The organism is Pedobacter ghigonis, from assembly GCF_903166585.1.
Lineage (GTDB): Bacteria > Bacteroidota > Bacteroidia > Sphingobacteriales > Sphingobacteriaceae > Pedobacter > Pedobacter ghigonis.
Genome location: NZ_CAESCM010000002.1, coordinates 36,405 through 56,617 on the forward strand (window position 1 = coordinate 36,405; position 20,213 = coordinate 56,617).

The 20,213-nt window shown below is 38.6% G+C and carries 17 protein-coding genes and 1 riboswitch; of the genes, 6 read left to right on the top strand and 11 right to left on the bottom strand.

All coding sequences use genetic code 11. The features are described 5' to 3' along the window. Window positions 1-85: 85 nt before the first annotated feature. Window positions 86-1,357 (top strand): phosphoribosylamine--glycine ligase, encoded by a 1,272-nt coding sequence (purD, locus tag HWV58_RS03395; RefSeq protein ID WP_175632752.1) that lies wholly within the window; start codon window positions 86-88, stop codon window positions 1,355-1,357. 125 nt (window positions 1,358-1,482) lie between these two features. On the opposite strand, the gene HWV58_RS03400 is transcribed toward purD, so the two are convergent. After that, a complete protein-coding gene (locus HWV58_RS03400; protein ID WP_175632753.1) occupies window positions 1,483-2,637 on the bottom strand; it encodes a TlpA disulfide reductase family protein in 1,155 nt (384 codons plus the stop codon). Window positions 2,638-2,728: 91 nt separating this feature from the next. Further along, window positions 2,729-3,910 (bottom strand): formimidoylglutamase, encoded by a 1,182-nt coding sequence (locus HWV58_RS03405; RefSeq protein WP_175632754.1) that lies wholly within the window; start codon window positions 3,908-3,910, stop codon window positions 2,729-2,731. Between the two features lie 71 nt (window positions 3,911-3,981). Between HWV58_RS03405 and HWV58_RS03410 the strand changes: the two genes are divergently transcribed. Both HWV58_RS03410 and HWV58_RS03415 read left to right on the top strand, forming a co-directional pair. Continuing rightward, window positions 3,982-4,944, top strand: a complete 963-nt coding sequence (locus HWV58_RS03410; RefSeq protein WP_175632755.1) for an NAD-dependent epimerase/dehydratase family protein — start codon at window positions 3,982-3,984, stop codon at window positions 4,942-4,944. Continuing rightward, a complete protein-coding gene (locus HWV58_RS03415; protein WP_175632756.1) occupies window positions 4,944-6,245 on the top strand; it encodes an HAD-IB family phosphatase in 1,302 nt (433 codons plus the stop codon). The genes HWV58_RS03410 and HWV58_RS03415 overlap by 1 nt, the downstream gene beginning before the upstream one ends. A gap of 227 nt (window positions 6,246-6,472) precedes the next feature. On the opposite strand, the gene HWV58_RS03420 is transcribed toward HWV58_RS03415, so the two are convergent. Beyond that, window positions 6,473-7,762 (bottom strand): voltage-gated chloride channel family protein, encoded by a 1,290-nt coding sequence (locus HWV58_RS03420; RefSeq protein WP_175632757.1) that lies wholly within the window; start codon window positions 7,760-7,762, stop codon window positions 6,473-6,475. 16 nt (window positions 7,763-7,778) lie between these two features. Then, window positions 7,779-7,841: riboswitch (Fluoride riboswitch) on the bottom strand. 279 nt (window positions 7,842-8,120) lie between these two features. On the opposite strand from HWV58_RS03420, the gene HWV58_RS03425 reads away from it, so the two are divergent. After that, on the top strand, window positions 8,121-9,185 hold the full coding sequence (locus tag HWV58_RS03425) for a branched-chain amino acid aminotransferase (protein WP_175632758.1): 1,065 nt from the start codon (window positions 8,121-8,123) through the stop codon (window positions 9,183-9,185). Between the two features lie 82 nt (window positions 9,186-9,267). Here the strand turns inward: HWV58_RS03425 and HWV58_RS03430 are convergent, their stop codons facing one another. The 6 genes from HWV58_RS03430 to HWV58_RS03455 all read right to left on the bottom strand — a co-directional run bounded on the left by HWV58_RS03430 (window position 9,268) and on the right by HWV58_RS03455 (window position 16,113). Further along, window positions 9,268-9,732, bottom strand: coding sequence for a DUF4920 domain-containing protein (locus HWV58_RS03430; protein ID WP_175632759.1), 465 nt, complete (start codon window positions 9,730-9,732; stop codon window positions 9,268-9,270). Window positions 9,733-10,180: 448 nt separating this feature from the next. Continuing rightward, window positions 10,181-11,518, bottom strand: a complete 1,338-nt coding sequence (locus HWV58_RS03435) for a carboxypeptidase-like regulatory domain-containing protein (RefSeq protein ID WP_175632760.1) — start codon at window positions 11,516-11,518, stop codon at window positions 10,181-10,183. Between the two features lie 27 nt (window positions 11,519-11,545). After that, a complete protein-coding gene (radA, locus tag HWV58_RS03440) occupies window positions 11,546-12,922 on the bottom strand; it encodes a DNA repair protein RadA (protein WP_175632761.1) in 1,377 nt (458 codons plus the stop codon). A 163-nt stretch (window positions 12,923-13,085) separates the two neighbouring features. Continuing rightward, the gene (locus HWV58_RS03445) at window positions 13,086-14,636 is read right to left on the bottom strand and encodes an Rne/Rng family ribonuclease (protein ID WP_124558186.1); all 1,551 of its coding nucleotides are present in this window, start codon (window positions 14,634-14,636) and stop codon (window positions 13,086-13,088) included. A gap of 283 nt (window positions 14,637-14,919) precedes the next feature. Beyond that, window positions 14,920-15,798, bottom strand: a complete 879-nt coding sequence (locus tag HWV58_RS03450; RefSeq protein ID WP_175632762.1) for a tetratricopeptide repeat protein — start codon at window positions 15,796-15,798, stop codon at window positions 14,920-14,922. A 12-nt stretch (window positions 15,799-15,810) separates the two neighbouring features. Then, entirely contained in the window at window positions 15,811-16,113 is a 303-nt protein-coding gene (locus HWV58_RS03455) for an HU family DNA-binding protein (protein WP_025143406.1), read from the bottom strand. A 170-nt stretch (window positions 16,114-16,283) separates the two neighbouring features. Between HWV58_RS03455 and mutY the strand changes: the two genes are divergently transcribed. Together mutY and HWV58_RS03465 are read left to right on the top strand one after the other, a co-directional pair. Further along, window positions 16,284-17,345: an A/G-specific adenine glycosylase gene (mutY, locus tag HWV58_RS03460; protein WP_175632763.1), complete on the top strand. Its 1,062-nt coding sequence runs from the start codon at window positions 16,284-16,286 to the stop codon at window positions 17,343-17,345. Between the two features lie 54 nt (window positions 17,346-17,399). Next, window positions 17,400-17,837 (top strand): single-stranded DNA-binding protein, encoded by a 438-nt coding sequence (locus HWV58_RS03465; RefSeq protein WP_175632764.1) that lies wholly within the window; start codon window positions 17,400-17,402, stop codon window positions 17,835-17,837. Between the two features lie 120 nt (window positions 17,838-17,957). Here HWV58_RS03465 and HWV58_RS03470 read toward each other — a convergent pair whose 3' ends face one another. Continuing rightward, window positions 17,958-19,328: a DUF4270 family protein gene (locus HWV58_RS03470; RefSeq protein WP_175632765.1), complete on the bottom strand. Its 1,371-nt coding sequence runs from the start codon at window positions 19,326-19,328 to the stop codon at window positions 17,958-17,960. Between the two features lie 21 nt (window positions 19,329-19,349). Continuing rightward, window positions 19,350-20,174 carry a glycogen/starch synthase gene (locus tag HWV58_RS03475; RefSeq protein WP_175632766.1) on the bottom strand — a complete coding sequence of 275 codons (825 nt, stop codon included), beginning with the start codon at window positions 20,172-20,174 and terminating at the stop codon, window positions 19,350-19,352. Window positions 20,175-20,213 lie beyond the last annotated feature (39 nt).

Consider the following 20,213-nt stretch of genomic DNA (forward strand, 5'->3'; position numbering starts at 1 on the left):
CCTCCATTTTCCATTATCCGTCTTCCATTCCCCATGTTCCATCTTTTTTCCATTTTCCATCCTTCATTTATTATCTTTGCCCTATATGAATATCTTACTTTTAGGTTCAGGCGGCAGAGAAAGTGCATTTGCCTGGAAAATGAGCCAGTCTTCGCACTGCGATAAATTAATTATTGCACCCGGAAATGGTGGTACAGGTGCATACGGTACCAATATCAACATCAATGTAAACGATTTTGATTCCATTAAGAAAGTAGTTCTTGCCGAGAATATTGAACTTGTTGTAGTAGGGCCAGAAGAACCTTTGGTAAATGGTATTCACGATTTTTTCCTTGCCGATCAGGCGATTGCACACATTCCCGTTATCGGGCCTAAAAAAGAAGGTGCTATTTTAGAAGGAAGTAAAGATTTTTCTAAACAGTTTATGGAGCGCCATGGGATTCCAACCGCGGCATCAAAATCTTTCACCCCCGAAACATTGGAAGATGGTTTAGCTTATTTGCAGAACCATGCTTTGCCAGTGGTTTTAAAAGCCGATGGGTTGGCTGCAGGTAAAGGTGTATTAATTTGTACCGAAACTGTAGAAGCACAGGAAGAATTGAAACTGATGCTAGGCGGTAAATTCGGTGCAGCCGGAGCAACGGTGGTTATCGAAGAATTTTTAAGTGGAATTGAACTTTCGGTATTTATTTTAACCGATGGCGAGAATTATGTTACCCTTCCATCAGCCAAAGATTATAAAAGAATTGGTCAGGGCGATACTGGTTTAAATACAGGTGGTATGGGTTCGGTTTCTCCGGTTCCGTTTGCAACGCCAGAGTTTTTGGCTAAAGTAGAGGAGCGTATTATTAAACCAACAGTAGATGGTTTGAAAAAAGATAACATCGATTATACTGGTTTTATTTTCTTTGGCTTGATCAAAGTAGGCGAAGAACCTTATGTAATTGAGTACAATGCACGTATGGGCGATCCGGAAACTGAAAGTGTTATTCCGCGTATCGAAAACGACTTGTTAGAATTGTTTCTCGCCAGTGCCAACAAACAGTTAAATCAGGTGAACCTGGTTATTTCAGAGCAAACTGCTGCTACAGTAATGATTGTTGCGGGTGGTTACCCAGGCGAATATTTAAAAGGTAAAGCCATTACGGGCATCGAAAACCTGCGTCACTCTAATGCTTTCCACGCCGGAACACTTTTAGAAAACGATGTGGTTAAAACCAACGGTGGTAGGGTAATTGCAATTACCAGTTTGCAGAAAGATTTATTTACCGCTTTACAATCGGCCACTGCCGATGCCGGAAGAATCTACTTTGATGGAAAATACTTCAGAGAAGATATCGGCTTTGATTTGGTTTAAATGCTAAATTTATATAAAAAGAAACCCGCAGATTTTATTGATCTGCGGGTTTCTTTATTCGTCATGCAGGCAAAGGATCGTCATTTCGAGCGAAGCCGAGAAATCCAGTCGATTGACAGATATCCTTACTTCGATTTACTTCCCAATAACTCCTGAAGTTTATCTTGCAAGGCCTGCTCTCTTAATCCTTTGGCAACGATTTTTCCGTTTGGATCAATTAAAAAGTTAGCAGGGATAGATTGAATACCATACATTTGGGCTACTTCGTTGCTCCATCCTTTTAAATCAGATACATGCGTCCAGGTTAATTTATCGGCTTCAATTGCTTTTAACCAACCTTCTTTAGTGGTTCTGGTTGTTCCGCCATCTAAAGAAACACCCAATACCGTAAAGCCTTTATCTTTAAATTTATTGTAAGCCACAACTACATTTGGGTTTTCCTGACGGCACGGACCGCACCATGAAGCCCAGAAATCTACCAATACATATTTACCTTTAAAATCAGATAATTTTACCGGCTTGCCATCAGCGTCGTTTTGGGTAAAATCCATAGCGGTTGCACCAATAGCAGTTTTTCTACTGGCCTCAAATATCTTTGCAATTCTTTTACCAGTTGATGTCGCTTTTAAATCAGCAGATAAGCCAGTAAAAGCTTTTTCTGCCAAAGGGGCCTGATCAGGATCTGAAGCCAGCTGGCTAAGCGCTGTTAAGCTGATATACGACTTAGGGTTATTGCTTGCGTATGTCAATAAAATAGGGTTTAGTGCAGCCGTTGCTTTTTCATACCGGCCCATTGCATCTTCTCTTACTTTTGGATCTTTTTGCTGCTCTGGCGTAAGTTTCGAATACTCTACATTGATGGCGTTGATCTGATCATCAACAGGCTTGGTCAGGGCCTTTAATTTTTTGCTGTCATCGTTGATCACCGATCCACTGATCGCTGCGGTTTTGATCGAATCTGTGCCGATTATCTTGATGTCAGCAGTTTCAAGAAAAAGGGGGGTATAATCAAGTATCTCGCCTTTTGCCGGACGGTTAACGTAGGGGTTTTTGTTAAGAAATAGGTTTCCGGCAGCTGGATCCACTAAAGTACCTTTAAATATAAAAGTACCTTTATCAACCGTTACTGAATCTGTTACTGATTTATCATCTGCACGGTAAATCAGGTATATCTTATCGCCATCTTTCAGGCCTTTAATATAACCTGTAACAGTAAACGGCTTTTGCGCCAAGGCTGCGAGTGGCAAAAGTGCCATTGCAAATAATAATGTCTTTTTCATAAAATTGAAGTTAGTCTAATTGGTTCAAATATAGGACTTAAAACGTTAAGGCCTGTGTAAAATTATATTAGCCCATTCGGGTAAGGAGCTTTTAGTTTAATTTCTGATAGGTGCGCCACCATAAATCAGGCATTTCGCCATTAACTGCAGTTTGGTAATCATCGTAACGGCAAGGCACCAAATGATAACGCTCATTTTTAGATTGGCCCGATGGGTATGGCACCTGCATCCACCAGCGGTCTGATTTTTTACTTTTAACAAAGGTCATTTCGCCCGAGCCATCTTTCAAACTCGTTCTGTAAATAATAAACTGAGATTTTGGTGTAAGTGGAAAGTCTTTTTTGCGGGCATAAAACCCATCAACAAAATACCAAACCATTTGAGCCAGTAAAAAAGCAGTTTGTCCGTTATTATCGTAAGCAGGATTAAATTCGTAAAAACCGATTGAGGTTAGCTTGTCATTCATGCCGGCATAGCGTGCCAATCTGCAGGCTTCCTCGCCATCAAAACCATTTGGTGTGGTGTTGGCATTGGCTGCGGCATCGGCTGAGCGAATAGCACCGATATCAAAACTGATCATGTTGGCGTTGCGGATAATCGGTTCGGTTAGTGTAATATCCTGTGCAAATTCGCCAAGGCGGTGTACATCAAAATAAAGCTTATCCATTACACTTAAACTCTCCTGATTTACAAAATAGGTTTGGTAACCCACATTGCTAAAGTTGAAGAGATAATTGGGCTGGTGTAAAAAAATCTTGTTCAGATAGCAGTCAGAGCGGGTAGCAATCCCTTCATGGTCGTCATCGCCAATATCGAACTGATTGTCGATAATTACCAGGTCTACCTTTTGCTCGAGGTCTTCGTAACCTAAATATTGCGCATAGGTTAAATCCTGTCCGCCACCGATAATAACCGGTATAATGTTCATTTTGATCAGCTCCGTCACCACCATTTTAACCGCAATGTAAGTATCGGCAATGGTTGCGCCATGTTTAATATTACCTAAATCTACGATCCGGCTGGTAAAAGCCCCTTCGTTAAGGCGGTAAAATTTTTCCCTGAAATAATCGGGTGCGAGGGCAGTACCTTCATTGTTTACTGCGCCACGGCCATCGAGTACGCCAAAAATGGCCAGATCGTAAGTGTTCTCTTCAAAATCGGGGAACGATTCGGTATAAATTTGCGCTTTTAAACCCAACTGACTTGTAAAAAATCCTTGTTTTGGGGTAAAACTATCGGCGTTTATGGGCGAAAAAAAATCCGTTAATGACATATATTTAAAACTCTCGGCTCAAATATCTATTTTTGAATGCGTATTTCCACATATAGCTCGAAAAAAATAAAATGATACTGGTAACCGGAGGCACGGGATTTTTAGGATCTGAACTGATTAAACAATTAACCAATAAAGGTTTACCTGTTCGGGCGTTAAAGCGTGCGCATTCTAAAATTCCGGTTTTAATTAGTAACAACCCGTTAATAGAGTGGTTTGATGCCGATATTAACGAAACTGCAGCCCTCGAAGATGCATTTGCGGGGATTACAAAAGTTTATCACTGTGCGGCATTTGTATCTTTAAATTCGAAACATAAGAAACAGCTTTTTCATGTCAACATTGATGGTACATCGAATATTGTAAACCTTTGTGCCGAAAATAATTGCCGCTTGCTGCATGTGAGCTCTATTGCGGCGCTTGGTAATGCTAAAAAAGATAATAAAATAACCGAAAAAGATTTTTGGGAATATGATGCTCAGGCGCATGCCTACGGCTTATCCAAATACGAGGGCGAAATGGAGGTTTGGCGGGGCATTACCGAAGGGCTTGACGCTGTAATCGTTAATCCATCTGTTATTATTGGTAAAAATGCTGGTTTTGAAGGAAGCGGAGCTATTTTCAAGCTGGTAAAAGATGGTTTTTCTTTTTATACCGATGGAGCCTCGGGTTTTGTAGATGTGGAAGATGTAGCTAAAGCCATGATTTTATTGATGGAAGCCGAAGTTTCGGGCGAACGTTATATTATTTCGGCCAGTGACTATCATTATAAAGATCTTTTTACCGATATAGCTAAAGGTTTTTCGGTTAAAGCACCAACCAAAGAAGCTAAACCATGGATGCTGGGATTAGCCTGGAGGGCACTTAAATTTGTTTCTCTTTTTACCGGCAAGCAGCCTTCAATAACCAAAGACACTGCCAAAAGCAGCATAACACTCAGTTATTACAGCAATAATAAGATTATAGCGGAAACTGGAATTACATTTAAACCGGTATCCCAAAGCATACAGGAAATTACCCAACACTTAAAATAATGCCCAAACAAAAAGCTTATTACATTATCGATTTCGATAGTACTTTTACTCAGGTAGAAGCACTTGATGAACTCGCGAGGATCTCTTTAAAGAACCACCCAGACAAAGAGGCCATTTTCCAAAAAATTGAAGACTATACCAACTTTGCCATGGAAGGCAAAATGTCTTTCTCCGAGAGTTTAGCCCAGCGTGTTAAACTTTTAGAAGCCAACGAAGATCACCTGAAACAGTTGATTAAACATTTAAAAAAGAAGGTGTCTACATCTTTTTCGCGTAATGCGGCTTTCTTTAAAAAACATAGCGACGAAGTTTTAATCGTTTCGGGGGGATTTAAGGAGTTTATTACGCCTGTGGTGAGCCAGTACCACATTAAAAAGGAAAACATTTATGCCAATACCTTTGTAACCACCGGCGACGGAAAAATTATCGATTACGACCATGCCAACCCGTTAAGTGAAGAAGGCGGAAAAGTAAAACTGCTTCAACATTTAAAACTGGAGGGCGAATTATTTGGTATAGGCGATGGCTATTCTGATTTTCAGCTGCGCGAGAGTGGCTTAATTAATAAGTTTTTTGCTTTTACCGAGAATATTGCCCGCGAAAGCATTGTGGCAAAAGCAGACCACGTTACGCCGAGCTTTGATGAATTCTTATATGTTAACAATCTTCCGCGTGCCATTTCCTATCCAAAAAACAGGATTCTTTGTCTGGTAATTGGTGATGTTGATCCTTTAACCATTTCGATTCTTAAAAATGATGGTTTATCTATCAGGCATAAAACTACTTTCGAAGAGAAGTATGTTAAAGATGTTGGGATTATCCTTTTGGCAGATGGCGAAAAGCTAACCAAAGATCAATTAAAAAATGCAGTTAAGCTTAAAACTATAGGTTATTTAGGTAATGCAAAAAATAAGATCGATTTAGATTTATGTACCAAACAGGGTATTGTAGTTTTTGATGATCAAAAGAACAACCCGCGTAACCTCGATTTTATCCCGAAAAGGGTAACCGATTTTATGAATACCGGTGCTACTTATTTAAGCAGCAATTTCCCGAATTTGCAGTTACCTAAAATTGATAAATCGCATCGTTTAATCCATATCCATAAAAACGTTCCGGGTATTATGGCTAAAATCAATACGGTTTTCGCCAAGCACGATATCAATATTGTAGGCCAGTTTTTAATGACCAATTCTGAAATTGGTTACGCCATTACCGATATTAACACCGAATACGATAAACAATTGTTCAAATCGCTTAAAAAGATTGAGCATACCATTAAGTTTAGGGTGCTTTATTAATCCCTCTAATCGTCATTTCGAGCGGAGTGCTCAGCGAAGCTAAATCTATTTAAAGATCTCTCCATTTCGCTGCGCTTCAGTCGAGATGGCGACTCTTTTAAACTTTAAGGGCTGAAATGTGAAAAAAGATGACGGAATTAGTTCTTCTTCGATCAGCAAAATCTGCGGGATACAGCTAAATTGTGGCTTCCCGCTGATTTTATCTTTAGCCCAGCGCCATTCCCTGCTTATTTCAGAAACTGATGCCTTTTCAATAACAAATGTTTGGGTGCACCAATAACCTGTGATTTGTAAATACCTGTATGGCCCGAAAATAAATAAGCGGTAACGCAAGCCAGGGCAACGTAAATTCCGGATGAGGTACCAAAGAGTTCTACGCCCATAAAAATACAAGCCAAAGGCGTATTGGCTGCGCCGGCAAAAACGGCCACAAACCCCATTCCAGCTAACAAGCCATAAGGTAGCGGTATAAACAGGCTGATAAAGCTGCCCAATGTTGCGCCGATGAAGAAAAGAGGGGTAACCTCGCCACCTTTAAAACCGGCTCCTAATGTTAATGCCGTTAAAAATAATTTAATGGTGAAGGTATAATAGGGCTCTTGTTGCGTAAAAGCTTCTGATATAACCGGGATACCCAGGCCAATATAGCGGGTACTACCAATGAGGTAAATAAGTGCAATTAAAATAAACCCACCAATAAACGGCCGAAGGGGAGGATAGTTAACCTTACTGAAAAGCTTTGAAATCCCATGGTTCATAGAAGAAAATAGGCGTGCTGTTAATCCAAACAATATTCCGGCACCTAGCGATAGGAATAAATTAATGGCGTTCATGTCGGGCACGCTGGCAATGGCATAATGTGTGTGTCCAACTCCCCAGGCTTTACAGGTATAGTCGGCAATTACGGCCGTAATAAACGATGGTAGGATAGCACTGTAGATCACCGAACCCACAACAAAAACCTCCAAACCAAAAACTGCTCCTGCCAGGGGGGTACCAAAAACAGAGGCGAAACCTGCGCTGATGCCACAAATGAGGATAATTTTCCGGTCTCTGGGTTTAAGTTTAAATATTTTGGTTAGCTGGTCGGCAAAAGCCCCGCCAATTTGTACTGCAGTTCCCTCTCTGCCTGCCGAGCCTCCAAACAAATGCGTAATAATCGTACCGGCATAAATTAGGGGAGCCATAATTAACGGAATAATCTTTTTCGGCGATTGCAGTTCTTCTATTAACAAATTATTCCCTTTTACAACTGCTGTACCCCAATAATAATAGGCCAGGCCAATAAGTAAACCGGCAAGAGGCAAAAATGCAATAATCCACAGGTGCTGCTCGCGGTAATTTGTTGCCCAGTTAAGGCTTACCAGAAACAATGCTGAGGCAGAACCGATAATACTGCCAAGTACAAGCGAAATAAGCAGCCATTTCAGGGTGCTGGTTAATATTAAACCGAAATCTTTTTTAATGAAGTGGTTGAAAGACAGCAAAAATCCTTCACCTAATTTTTTAACAGGCATTTAAATCAATTTTAATAAAATCGTAGGAGTCATCAGCCTGTTTTGGCGGTTTTGGCGGTACCCCATCGCCCTGATTCCAAATGTATAAAATTTACTTATTTGTTGCAAAATCTTTATGGGCGTATCCTAGCTGGGTTTGAAGAAAGTACTAACCTGTGAGCGCTTGCTTAGTGTACTTAAAACACTCAAAAACAAAGATTAATATTAGAAAAAACTATTAAAAAAGCCTGTTTTTTCTTAATTTGCGCAAAATAATTAATGATTGAATTAAAGAATGATAGAATTAATGAATTATTGAATTAGCCGATAAGAAGCTTTCAATAATTTAAGCATTCAATTATTCAAAATTAAAAGAAGTATGACCGAGACATTGGATATAAAAATCAGCAAGGCAGATCAAACACGTTTGACTGTTACTGATTTTTCGCAATTACCGTTCGGTAAGGTTTTTACCGATCACATGTTTACTGCCGATTTCGAAGACGGCGAGTGGAAAAATTTACAGATTCTGCCTTATGGACCAATTCCAATGAGTCCGGCAATTTCTGCCCTTCATTACGGACAGGCAATTTTCGAAGGATTAAAGGCCTACCGTCAGCCTGATGGGAAAATTAGTGTCTTCCGTGCAGATAAAAACTTCGAACGTTTTAATAAATCAGCGGCAAGGATGTCGATGCCAACCATTCCTGAAGAAATTTTTATGCAAGGTTTGGCTGCATTAATCAACGTTGATGAGAAATGGGTGCCATCTCAGGAAGATTACGCACTATATATCCGTCCGGTAATGTTTGCAATGGACCCTTATTTAGGTGTAAAAGCTTCTGATACCTATAAATTTGTACTTTTAACTACGCCAACCGGACCATATTATAGCAGTGCCTTAAAGGTTAAGATCGAAACTGAATATACACGTGCCGATGATGGTGGTGTTGGTTTTGCCAAAACTGCAGGTAACTATGCCCGTTCTTTATATCCTTTCGAACAAGCTAAAAAAGAAGGTTTCGATCAGTTAATCTGGACAGATTCGGTAACACACGAGTTCATCGAAGAAGCCGGAACAGCCAATTTACTTTTTGTAATTAATGGTAAACTGGTTACTCCATCAGTGCGTAGCACGGTTTTAGATGGCGTTACACGCGATACTATCATCAAACTGGCTAAAGAAGCTGGTGTTGAAGTAGAAGAACGCAGGGTATCTGTTAAAGAAGTAATAGAGGGGATTGAAAACGGTTCGCTTACCGAGGCTTTTGCTGCCGGAACTGCTGCTACCGTAACACACGTTGGCGAAATGGGTTACAATGGTCAGACTTATAAATTAACTGATCCTGCAACAAGGCACATTTCAAACGGTATTGCTAAAAAATTAAACGATATCCGTTATGGCTTAGCTCCAGATGAGTTTGGCTGGAACTGGGTTTTATAATTAGAATAAAATCAACAAAAAAACCGGTGCAAATGCTGCATCGGTTTTTTTTATGCTTTAAGCTTTAGTCTTTCCGCTTTTCCTATTTATCAAGTATCACCACACCTTTGGCCTCAAAAGCAAGTTCTTTTTTAGGGTCGGTAATTTTAGCAACTTCCTCAGGGGTCTTTTTTGCATCTTCTGCGTAGTGACGCAAGGTTTCAACAGAAATGGTCTGTTTTTTAGCTAAACCATCCAGAATCACATTTTTACCCACAATATCTTTTGGCATAAAGAAGGCATAATCCTTAAAGGTTACGCGCATGGGGTCGCCATTTGGCATTTCCAAAGTCATCCAGCATCCTTTTTTCTTGCATACATCAACTACTTTGCCTTCTATTTTCATCTCGGCTGTTTTTTTGTCGCCCATAGCAGCTTCCATTTTAGCAGCTGGTTTAACATCGCCGGGTTTAACTTCTTCGCCAAATTTCTGACCGGTATAGGCCGTTTGAGCAAATGCAATAGCACCAAACAGGCAGAAGCTAATGCTTAAAATAATCTTTTTCATTTTTTATGAATTTAGTTCCAGTTATTATCTGTTCAAAGTTATTTAAAAAAAGTCTAAATAGCTAAAAAGGAAAAAACCCCGCTAGCATCCACTAACGGGGCAAATCATCCCTATTTCGAACTTAGTTATTAAATCAAACCAATGAGTGATATATAACTAGCTAAGTCCTTTAAGGCAAACGTTATTCCATTTTGGAGTGTCAACCTGGAATTGTTTGTAATTATTTGTATTTCAGCAGCTTAATGCTTTTTGCGCTGTATTTATGCCAGATTTTAAAGTGGAAAATTTATTCATCAATTTGGGGAAAGTTGTTGAAATGTTTCCCCAAGTTTATTTTTACGCGACACCATTCCGAAAACTTACTCTATTTAACTAATTGTTTTAATCTTAAATTATCGTTAGAAATATAAATTGCTTCAAAGCATGATTGTCCCTTCCATACTCAAATTTACATAGGAGCATAATCAATAGGAAGTAGGTCGCCAAGGCGCAATTTAGCCCAGTAGCGTTCTAATTTCAGATTCATTGGATTAACAATTACACCATTCCAGTCAAAAAAAACATTTCCATTTAAAATCGAAATTAAACTAGCCATCTTATCCATTTCAGGGGTGGGAGCAATAGATGATGACGGACGATAAAGAGATTGATAAGTTTTTTTTGACTTTTCAGGTATGTACTTTATATAAGTAACGTACAATGAATTTTTAAATTGGCAAGTATCGCATCTGAGATCAGTTCTTTTTATGCCATGGACTTTGATAGATGGCCACCTATTCACATAATTGGTATCGGTAATTATTCGAAGTGAGTATAATCCCTTTCGATCAGTTAGATGAACAACCTGCTTTGTTTGCAACTTTGTCGTGTCTAATACCTCAATATATTTAGGTTGTTGTAACATACTTGTCCAGAAAAAGAGAGAATCTTGATCTGTCTTACTGTGTTTTTCCTTAAATAAGCTGATTTTTTTATTGATAATTAAATCTGGCAGACGATACATATTCTCCATCCGCGTGTCTGTCATTACTAAAAAACCAGTCTCTTTATATTTGTTAATATTATTTCCCAGCAACGAACGGAGAAAGTGCTGTAGTGAACCTGAATATGCTTCAATTCGTTTTTCATTCCATTCTTGCTGCTGCTTTTCACTTCCTTTCATCGCCTCAAATAAAACATAGCCTACATAGGATATAAGTTCCGTTTTTTCATTCCGTTCAAAGTTTTCAACCAAATACTTCAAACGATACCCAAGGGCCTTATTATCGATAATCATGAAATCTGTAGAGTAAGCCGTCAATTTGTTTTCTTCCTTATCGAAATTAAGTTTTATAACTTCAGGATTGATGATACGGCATTGTTTGCCAAATTCAGAAGTACCTAATATTTCGTGCTTGAACATCTCTATATACCTACTGCCTAATTTCTTAGTCTGTGTAATATTGACATCAATTAAAGGAATCACTTTTTCTTCCAAGATTATTGTTGGTACTTTTTTATCAGCATGTTGCACATATACTTGAGCATTATAGGTTCTAAAACCTACCATGGAAAAGATCAGCTCATAATATCCAGCTTTTACATTATGAAGTATAAAGTTGCCATGTTTATCAGTTTTTGTTCCATAACTAGTCGTATTAACAAATACTGTAGCGCTTTCTAATGGTAAATTGTTTGATGCATTTAATACTTTGCCCGTAATTGAATATTGCGCAAAGCATAGATTGGAAATTGATAAAAAAAATAAAGCAATAAATATGCAACTAGCAGGTTTCGATATCTTCATTTGAGTGAGAGGCCTATCTTTATAAATTTAACCAAAAATTAGCTCAAATACTTCTTCTATTTTACTTACAGCTTTAATCTCCAGATTGTATTTAGAAACGTCAATACCTTTTAAATTGTACTTAGAAATATAAATGCATTCAAAACCCAGTTTATCAGCTTCGGCAATGCGTTGTTCCACTCTGTTTACAGCCCTTATTTCACCTGATAGGCCAACCTCTGCTGCAAAGCAATTTTTTGACGAAATGGCAATATCCTGATGAGATGAAATAATAGCAATAAGTACTGCCAGATCGATTGCAGGATCTTCAACCCTGATTCCTCCAGCAATATTTAAGAAAACATCCTGTGTGCTGAGCCTGAAACCACAACGTTTTTCTAAAACAGCCAGTAGCATATTCATCCGTCGGGTATCAAAGCCGGTTGCCGATCGTTGTGGAGTACCATAAGCCGCATGGCTCACCAAAGCCTGTGTTTCAATAAGCATGGGCCGGGCACCTTCTAACGTTGCTGCTATGGCTATTCCGCTTAATTCTTCATCGCGTTGCGAGAGTAAGATTTCTGATGGGTTTGAAACTTCTCTGAGTCCGCTTCCCTGCATTTCATAAATGCCCAGTTCAGCTGCAGCTCCAAACCTGTTTTTAATCGATCGCAGAATGCGGTAAACATGATGCCTGTCGCCTTCAAACTGTAAAACGGTGTCAACCATGTGCTCCAGTATTTTCGGGCCAGCAATAGCGCCATCTTTCGTGATATGGCCAATTAAGAATACCGGCACTCCGGTTTCTTTCGCAAAACGTAGCAATTCGGCTGTACATTCTCTTACCTGCGATACACTGCCCGGTGTAGAATCGATATGCGAGGAGTGCAGGGTTTGGATCGAATCTACTACCAGTATTTCGGGCTCGAGTATTTCAATCTGCTTAAAAATGTTTTGGGTCGAAGTTTCGGTTAGGATATAGCAATCAGAAGAAGGACTTTCTTTAATCCGTTCGGCCCTCATTTTAATCTGTTGCTCACTTTCCTCGCCAGAGATATACAGTAACTTTTTCCCTTTGATGTTCAATGCCAGCTGTAGCATTAAAGTTGATTTTCCTATGCCAGGCTCCCCACCGATTAAAACCAGCGAGCCTTCTACCAAACCTCCGCCTAAAACACGGTCAAGTTCCTTATCTCCGGTTAGTATACGCCGCTCTGTAGAAGATTGTATCTCATCTACTTTACTTGGTTTACTTAGCTTTCTGCTGGTATTGTCGTTTTTCCAGGTTGGTACAGACGCAGGGCTTTTCTCTACGATTTCTTCAACAAAAGTATTCCACTGGTTACACGATGGACATTTACCCAGCCATTTTGCCGATTCGTAGCCACAGCTCTGACAGAAATATGCAGTTTTTGATTTTGCCAATTGATTGAAATTTAGACTACGAATTTAACCTTTCAGGATTGAAAGTGTTTTTATTTTTTTGAACAATTAAGCGTTTTGTGAATTGGTGTTTCTGCTTTGAAGCGTACTTAAACAAGAAAGCCCGGACTTTTAAAATCCAGGCTTTCTGTTAAAATGTTTTGAGTTATAATTTAATCTCTTCATCCTTTGCTGAGATGAAGTGAAACTCAGTTAAGTAATATGATGATTGTGCCTTCACTTTAATCCACTGGCCATATTTAAAGAACCAGCGGCGTTGAAGGTTGAAAATACCTTTTGTAATGTAAGCTTCGATGTAAGGGTGAACACATAATGTTACGCCTTTTTCATTCTGCTCTCTTAAAATATAATTAAGGTTGTTCTCAATATCATCCATTAAAACGATACTCGCTTTAATTTCTCCGGTCCCGTCGCAGGCCGGACATTTTTCTACCGTAACAATGTTCATTTCCGGACGTACACGTTGTCTGGTAATTTGTACCAAACCAAATTTGCTCGGAGGCAAAATGGTATGTTTGGCTCTATCCAATAGCATCAGCTCACGCAAATAATCGAATAGCATTTTACGGTTTGTTGGTTTGTGCATATCGATAAAATCGATTACCACAATACCGCCCATATCGCGCAGTCGCAATTGACGGGCAATTTCTTTAGCCGCCTCTTTGTTTACCTGTAAAGCATTTTCCTCCTGGTTTTCTTTACTGGCAGTACGGTTTCCACTATTCACGTCTATTACGTGGAGTGCTTCGGTGTGCTCTACAACCAAGTAAGCGCCACCGGGTAAGTTTACGGTTTTGCCGAAAGCATTTTTAATCTGCTTTTCAACACCAAAATGATCGAAGATTGGTTCTTTCTGTTTATACAGTTTCACAATTTTTTCCATTTCCGGAGAAATATCATGAACATAAGAACGGATATCGTCGTACAGTTCGGGTGTACTTACGTAAACGTTTGTAAAATCAGGGTTCAGAATATCGCGTATTAATGTCGATGATCTGTCCATTTCTCCCCAAACTCTTTTTGAGGGTTCGGTTGATGGCACTTTTTTAGTGAAGTTTTCCCACTTTGCAATCAGGTCTAAAAGATCTTTTTGCATTTCGGCAACTCCTCTGCCTTCAGAAACGGTTCTGATAATAACCCCAAAATTTTGAGGCTTAATACTTTCGATAATCTTTTTTAAACGATTACGTTCGGTATTACTTTTAATTTTTTTTGATACGGATATGGTATTGGAGAATGGCACCAGTACCACATACCTGCCGGCAATAGATAGGTCGGAACTTAAACGCGGTCCTTTGGTAGAAATTGGTTCTTTAGCAATTTGTACGGGCAGGAGCATGTTTTTACTCAGCACATCAGAAATTTTGCCTGCCTTATTAATATCGGCTTCTAGCTTTAAATTGTCTAATAATGTGCCTGTAACCGAGCCATTACGCTTGATCTTAGTTAGCTTAATTAAAGATTGCACCTGAGGGCCCAAATCAAAATAATGCAAAAATGCATCCTTTTCATAACCAACATCCACGAAAGCAGCATTCAGGCCGGGCATAATTTTTTTAATGCGGCCTAAATAAATATCGCCTACGGCGTAGTTATTATTGATTTGTTCTTTGTGAAGCTCAACAAGTTGTTTGTCTTCAATCAACGCTATGGTAACTCCGGCAGGAGTCGAATTGATAATTAATTCTTTTACCAACAGCTACAGATTTAAGGCTTTCGCCTATTAACAAATGGATAGTAATAAACAAGAAAAATGATATAGCCGCTTCTTTACGAAATAAAAATCGTATAAATACTTTAAACCTCACAGTATTCACTATGAGGTTTAAAGGGGCTTTATCAAAATAAGAAACTATTTTTTCTTATGTCTGTTTTTTCTTAAACGTTTTTTACGTTTGTGGGTAGCCATTTTATGTCTTTTTCTTTTTTTACCGCTTGGCATAATTTTAAGGTTTTAAATGTTTTTATTAATCTGTTAATTAATTTTTATTTTTTAGCTCAGCCACTTTCTTATCAATGAAAGAAGATAAGGTTGGGTTTGCCGCTAATTTTTTGCTTGCTAAATAGGCGTTAACCGCTTCTTTATTTCTGCCTAAGTTTTCTAACGCTGTACCTAAATAAAAATAGGCTTCAGGAGTTGGAGCAGTAGCAATTACCGTGTTAAAACGCGGAATAGCCTTGTCAAACTGACCTGATTTAATAGAAAATAAACCTAAATTCATATTGGCTTTAACATTTTTAGGTTCTTTAGCTACAACCTCAAGCAACATCGCAATACCTTGCATTGGTGCTCCTAAGCCGTTTACTATTGTTACTCCTAAGCCTGTTTTAGCTTCAATGTTTGTAGAGTCTTTCTCTAATGCGTTTTTGTAAGAAAGATTGGCTTTCTGCAATAAAGCAGGTTGAGCCAAACTATCTTGTGTACTTTCAAAAGCTTTTATAAACTGATTACCTGCGGCCAACCATGTTTTAGACGATGGTTCTCCCTGGGCAACAATCTCTAAATAAAGTGCTGATGGGGTAATTTGCTCAACATCATCCCATTTTTGGGCCAGTTGTTTTGCTAATGCTACTTTCTCTGCACCGTTTGCGCCTTTGTAACTATTCTCTAAAGCTGTAATATCTGTAGCTAAATTTTTGTTTAGTACATTTTTTGCAGCTGTAGAAGAAGTCTCGATGTTTAGTACCGTTGAAGTTGATGCTGCTCCTGCTTCTGCCATTTGGCCGCTTGAAGGCGTTTTACCATTTTCTTCAGTTGGTTTAACTAAACCCTTAATGTCTCTTGTAAATAAGAACGCAACAAGCAATACAATCGCTCCAATAATAATGGTTTGTTTTGATCTGATGCTGCTACTCATACGACTTAAGAATTAGGCTTCTACGTTAATTTTTTTTGAATTACTTTTTACTTTGTCAACAAATACTTTTGCTGGTTTAAAGCTAGGAACGAAGTGTTCTGGGATAATTATTGCAGTATTTTTAGAGATGTTTCTCGCAGTTTTTTGCGCTCTCTTTTTAACAACAAAGCTTCCGAAGCCTCTTACATATACATTTTCACCGCCAATCATGCTGGTTTTGATAACCTTGAAAAATGCCTCAACTGTTTCCTGTACATCAACCTTCTCAATTCCGGTTTTTGTTGATATTTCTGAAATAATATCTGCCTTAGTCATATTTTATTATTTATTATATTATTATGTTTTAATATTACTACTGTTTTGGGGTTGCAAAAGTATTGCTTTTTAATGAGATAGGGAAATAAAAGATGATTTTTTTATCTCCAGACTTATCAGCCAAATGCAACTTTTTTTTTAATCGGATAAATTGGCCGTAATTTGCAGTAATGACATTTCAAAATGAACTCATCAATTGGTACCTGGTAAACAAGAGAGATTTGCCCTGGAGGCACACCAACGATGCTTATACCATCTGGTTATCAGAGGTTATATTACAACAAACAAGGGTAGAACAAGGGCTTCCTTACTTTAATAAGTTTTTAGAAAATTTTCCGACTGTTACCGATTTTGCCAATGCTACCGAGGCAAGGGTTTTAAAGCTTTGGCAGGGTTTAGGTTACTACTCAAGGGGAAGAAATATGCATGCCACCGCGCAAATTGTGGTGAATAATTACCGCGGAATCTTCCCGAATCTGCACGATGAGCTGATAAAATTGAAAGGAATTGGTGAATATACCGCTGCTGCAATCTCTTCTTTTTCTTCGGGCGAGGCACGTGCTGTGGTTGATGGAAATGTGTTTAGGGTACTTTCGCGCTATTATGGTATTCATACCCCTATAAATTCGCCTGCCGGTAAAAAAGAATTCTATGCGCTGGCTAACGAATTGCTTTATCAGGAAGATCCGGCGCTTTATAATCAGGCCATTATGGAGTTTGGGGCCATGCAATGTAAACCTAAAAGCCCTAATTGTAGCATTTGTCCGCTGATTCAAAGCTGTTATGCTTATCAACAGGAGCAGGTTAATACTTTGCCTGTGAAAATAGGTAAGATTAAACAAAAGCACCGCTACATCAATTATTTTGTGTGTACAGAAAACGATCAGGTATTGGTTAAAGAAAGGCAGGCAGGCGATATATGGCAGCATTTATACGATTTTCCGAGCCTGGAGACAACAGAAGGCCATGGAGTTAACGACACAGCCTTTTTAGCGGCGGTACAGTCTGCTTTTGGTGAGGCAGTTGAACTGACATTAATCAGCACAAAAAAACATCTCTTAACGCACCAAATAATCCACGTGCAATTTTTTGCATTAAAAAATTATATATTTAACTTTAATAAACAAAAGGAACTTAATTGGGTTTCTTTAGATAAGTTAGATGAGTTACCGCAACCAAAAGTTATTCATGATTTTATTCAGGGATACTTTTATAAAAATGATATGGAGTAACTAACCATCTTAGTGGTAAGCATTTTTATACAAAACAACTAACCAAAAATATTTATGTCAGGGATTAACAAAGTTATTTTAGTAGGCCACTTGGGTAAAGACCCTGAGGTGCGGCATTTAGACGGTGGCGTAACTGTAGCCAGTTTTCCATTAGCTACATCAGAAACATACAACAAAGACGGGAAAAGAGTAGAGCAAACAGAATGGCATAATATTGTGCTGTGGCGTGGGCTGGCAGAGGTAGCATCTAAATATTTGCAGAAGGGTAAGCTGGTTTACATTGAGGGCAAACTAAGAACGAGATCTTTTGAAGATAAAGAAAAGGTTAAAAAGTATGTAACAGAGATCGTTGCAGAGAACTTTACCATGCTGGGACGAAAAAGTGATTTTGAGCAAAGTCCGGCAGCGCCTGTTCACCAAAATACCGAATCTAAAATTGAAGATGAATTTACCATTGGCCCGTCTGACGAGAACGGTGATTTACCTTTTTAAGATATAAACTCATTTAACAACAACGGCTAGCTGATAACAGTTAGCCGTTTTTTTTGCCCTCTAAAACAAAAAACTCCTGCAGGTTTAGCTACAGGAGTTTTAAAATTTCGTTTATTACTATTAATTAATTTTAGTATAGTAAATATTGAGTTTCACTTTATTGGTAGTGTTTGTACTTGCTCCAAATACCGATCTTTCTGCAGTGATGGCAGTCGGAACTACCTGATAAGCATCAATTCCGGTTGGTGCGATGAAAGTACCATAATCTTTTACAGTTTTATCAATCAGGGCCTGTACATAATTAGTTACAATAAAGATGTATCTATTTTTAAGCGAATCGTAATAGCCACCAATCACCCCAGGACTTGTAGTGCTATAATCAGGCGTTGTGGTGGGCTGGTTTGCAATATCCCAGCGGTATAAAGAAAGGCGTTGAATTGGTGTAAAAGGATAGGTATATGTTCCTGCGCTTAAATCAACCACTAACTCTGCTTTGTTTACTACAACTTTACCATACGTGCTGGTAAATGCATCCAGCTGAGGAAAAGAAATCTTTGTTTTAACGCCTGCTAACCCTTGCGTATAAGTTACGGTATAAGGTGAAGGAAAGCTTGTTGGTGGATTCTTTAACTGTGTGTCAACTGCTGTGCCGGTATAATCGTGCACAATTGTTGCCGCAGAAGCAGAACTGGAAACAGGGAAATTAATAGAGGTTGTGTCTATTCCACTGCTTGAATTGGTTTTCTTGAATACCAGTTGCAAATAGGAGTCGTTTAATTTAAAAAATGCAACTCCTCCAACGCCTGTTGAGGTATTTTTATTTACCTCGGCATACAAGCCTTTAAAATAATCAACAAACTTAGCATTGGTTGATGTACCTGTTGTAGGTAAGCTCAATATCTGTGACTGGATAAATGTTTTATCCAATGGAATTCTGATTTGTGCTTTTAGGGTTTTTAAAGTATCCGCCTTTCCGGGTACAATATCGTAAACTTTAATTGGTGTACTTGGATACAGTTTCTTTTTTACGTTGCCCAGTAATTGTGCATTGTGCGCCTGAACGTCAGAACTTTTGTATGTGGTAACCTTATTGGTTAACTGATACACGTCAATGCTGTATTGAGACGAGATCGTATCGCCATAAAATTTGTTGACGGTAGTATCAATTTTTAAAACCAGAATAGCCGAATCCAAAACCGGCGAGGTGCCAAAATCGTAGCTCAATTGGTTTGGTATAATGGTCATGGCCACACTTGATTTGGTTGTACCAAAAACAGGATCAACCATATAGCCCAATGGGTAGCGCGTTAAGCTTTGCGTGTTGGCGGCAGGTTCGGCTATTGTTTCCGATCTAACTTCGCTGGTTACCAAAGTACCGGTAATTGCTGTACTTGGATCAACATCTAAACCAACACCATCAGGGTTTTTGCACGATGCAAAAAGAAAAAGACCTATCAACAGGGTTAATAAGTCTTGTTTTGTAAATTTCATATTTAAAATAATAATACCTAATTAAGCAAGTGAAACCAATTCGTCATTTGAAATTTCTTCATAAAAAGTATAGAAGTTTTCAAAATTCTCGGTTAAGTTAAATGCTAATGTTGGCTTATTTGAATCTTTAACAAATTTTAACAAAGCGGTATCCAGGTTTTCGTCGCCTAAAACCACTGCGTCTGAATGTGTTACCGCACCAATATGCATGCTGTTGCAATCTGCCGGAACGAAAGCTTTGGTATCATCTTCAGTCATGTTAGCCATTACTGCTTTTTTAGCGAAATTATCGTTTAATTTTTCAGTAAAGCCATCCTCATAAATAGAATATACTACTTTCGAATTTTTAAAAGTAGGATCGTTTTTATAAGTAGTTTTAATATAAGCAGGTACTAAAGAGCTCATCCAGCCATGGCAGTGAACAATATCTGGTGCCCAGCCTAATTTTTTTACCGTTTCTAATGCACCTTTGCAAAAGAAAATGGTACGCTCATCATTGTCGTCGAAGAATTTTCCACTCGCATCTCTAAATACTTGTTTGCGTTGAAAATATTCTTCATTGTCTAAGAAATAAACCTGCATACGTGCAGCTGGGATGGAAGCTACTTTAATAATTAACGGGTTATCGTTGTCATCGATGATGATGTTCATTCCCGATAAGCGGATTACTTCGTGTAAACGATTTCTTCTTTCATTAATGTTACCGAATTTAGGCATCAAGATGCGGATTTCGAATCCTTTTTCTTGCATTGCTTGAGGTAATTGGCGTGTAATTTCAGAAATTTTAGTAAGCTCGAGGAAAGGCGACATCTCGTGTGTAACAATCAGCAGCTTCGTTTTTGCCATCTCCATATTCTAAGAAAATATTAAGTTAAATAAAAGATA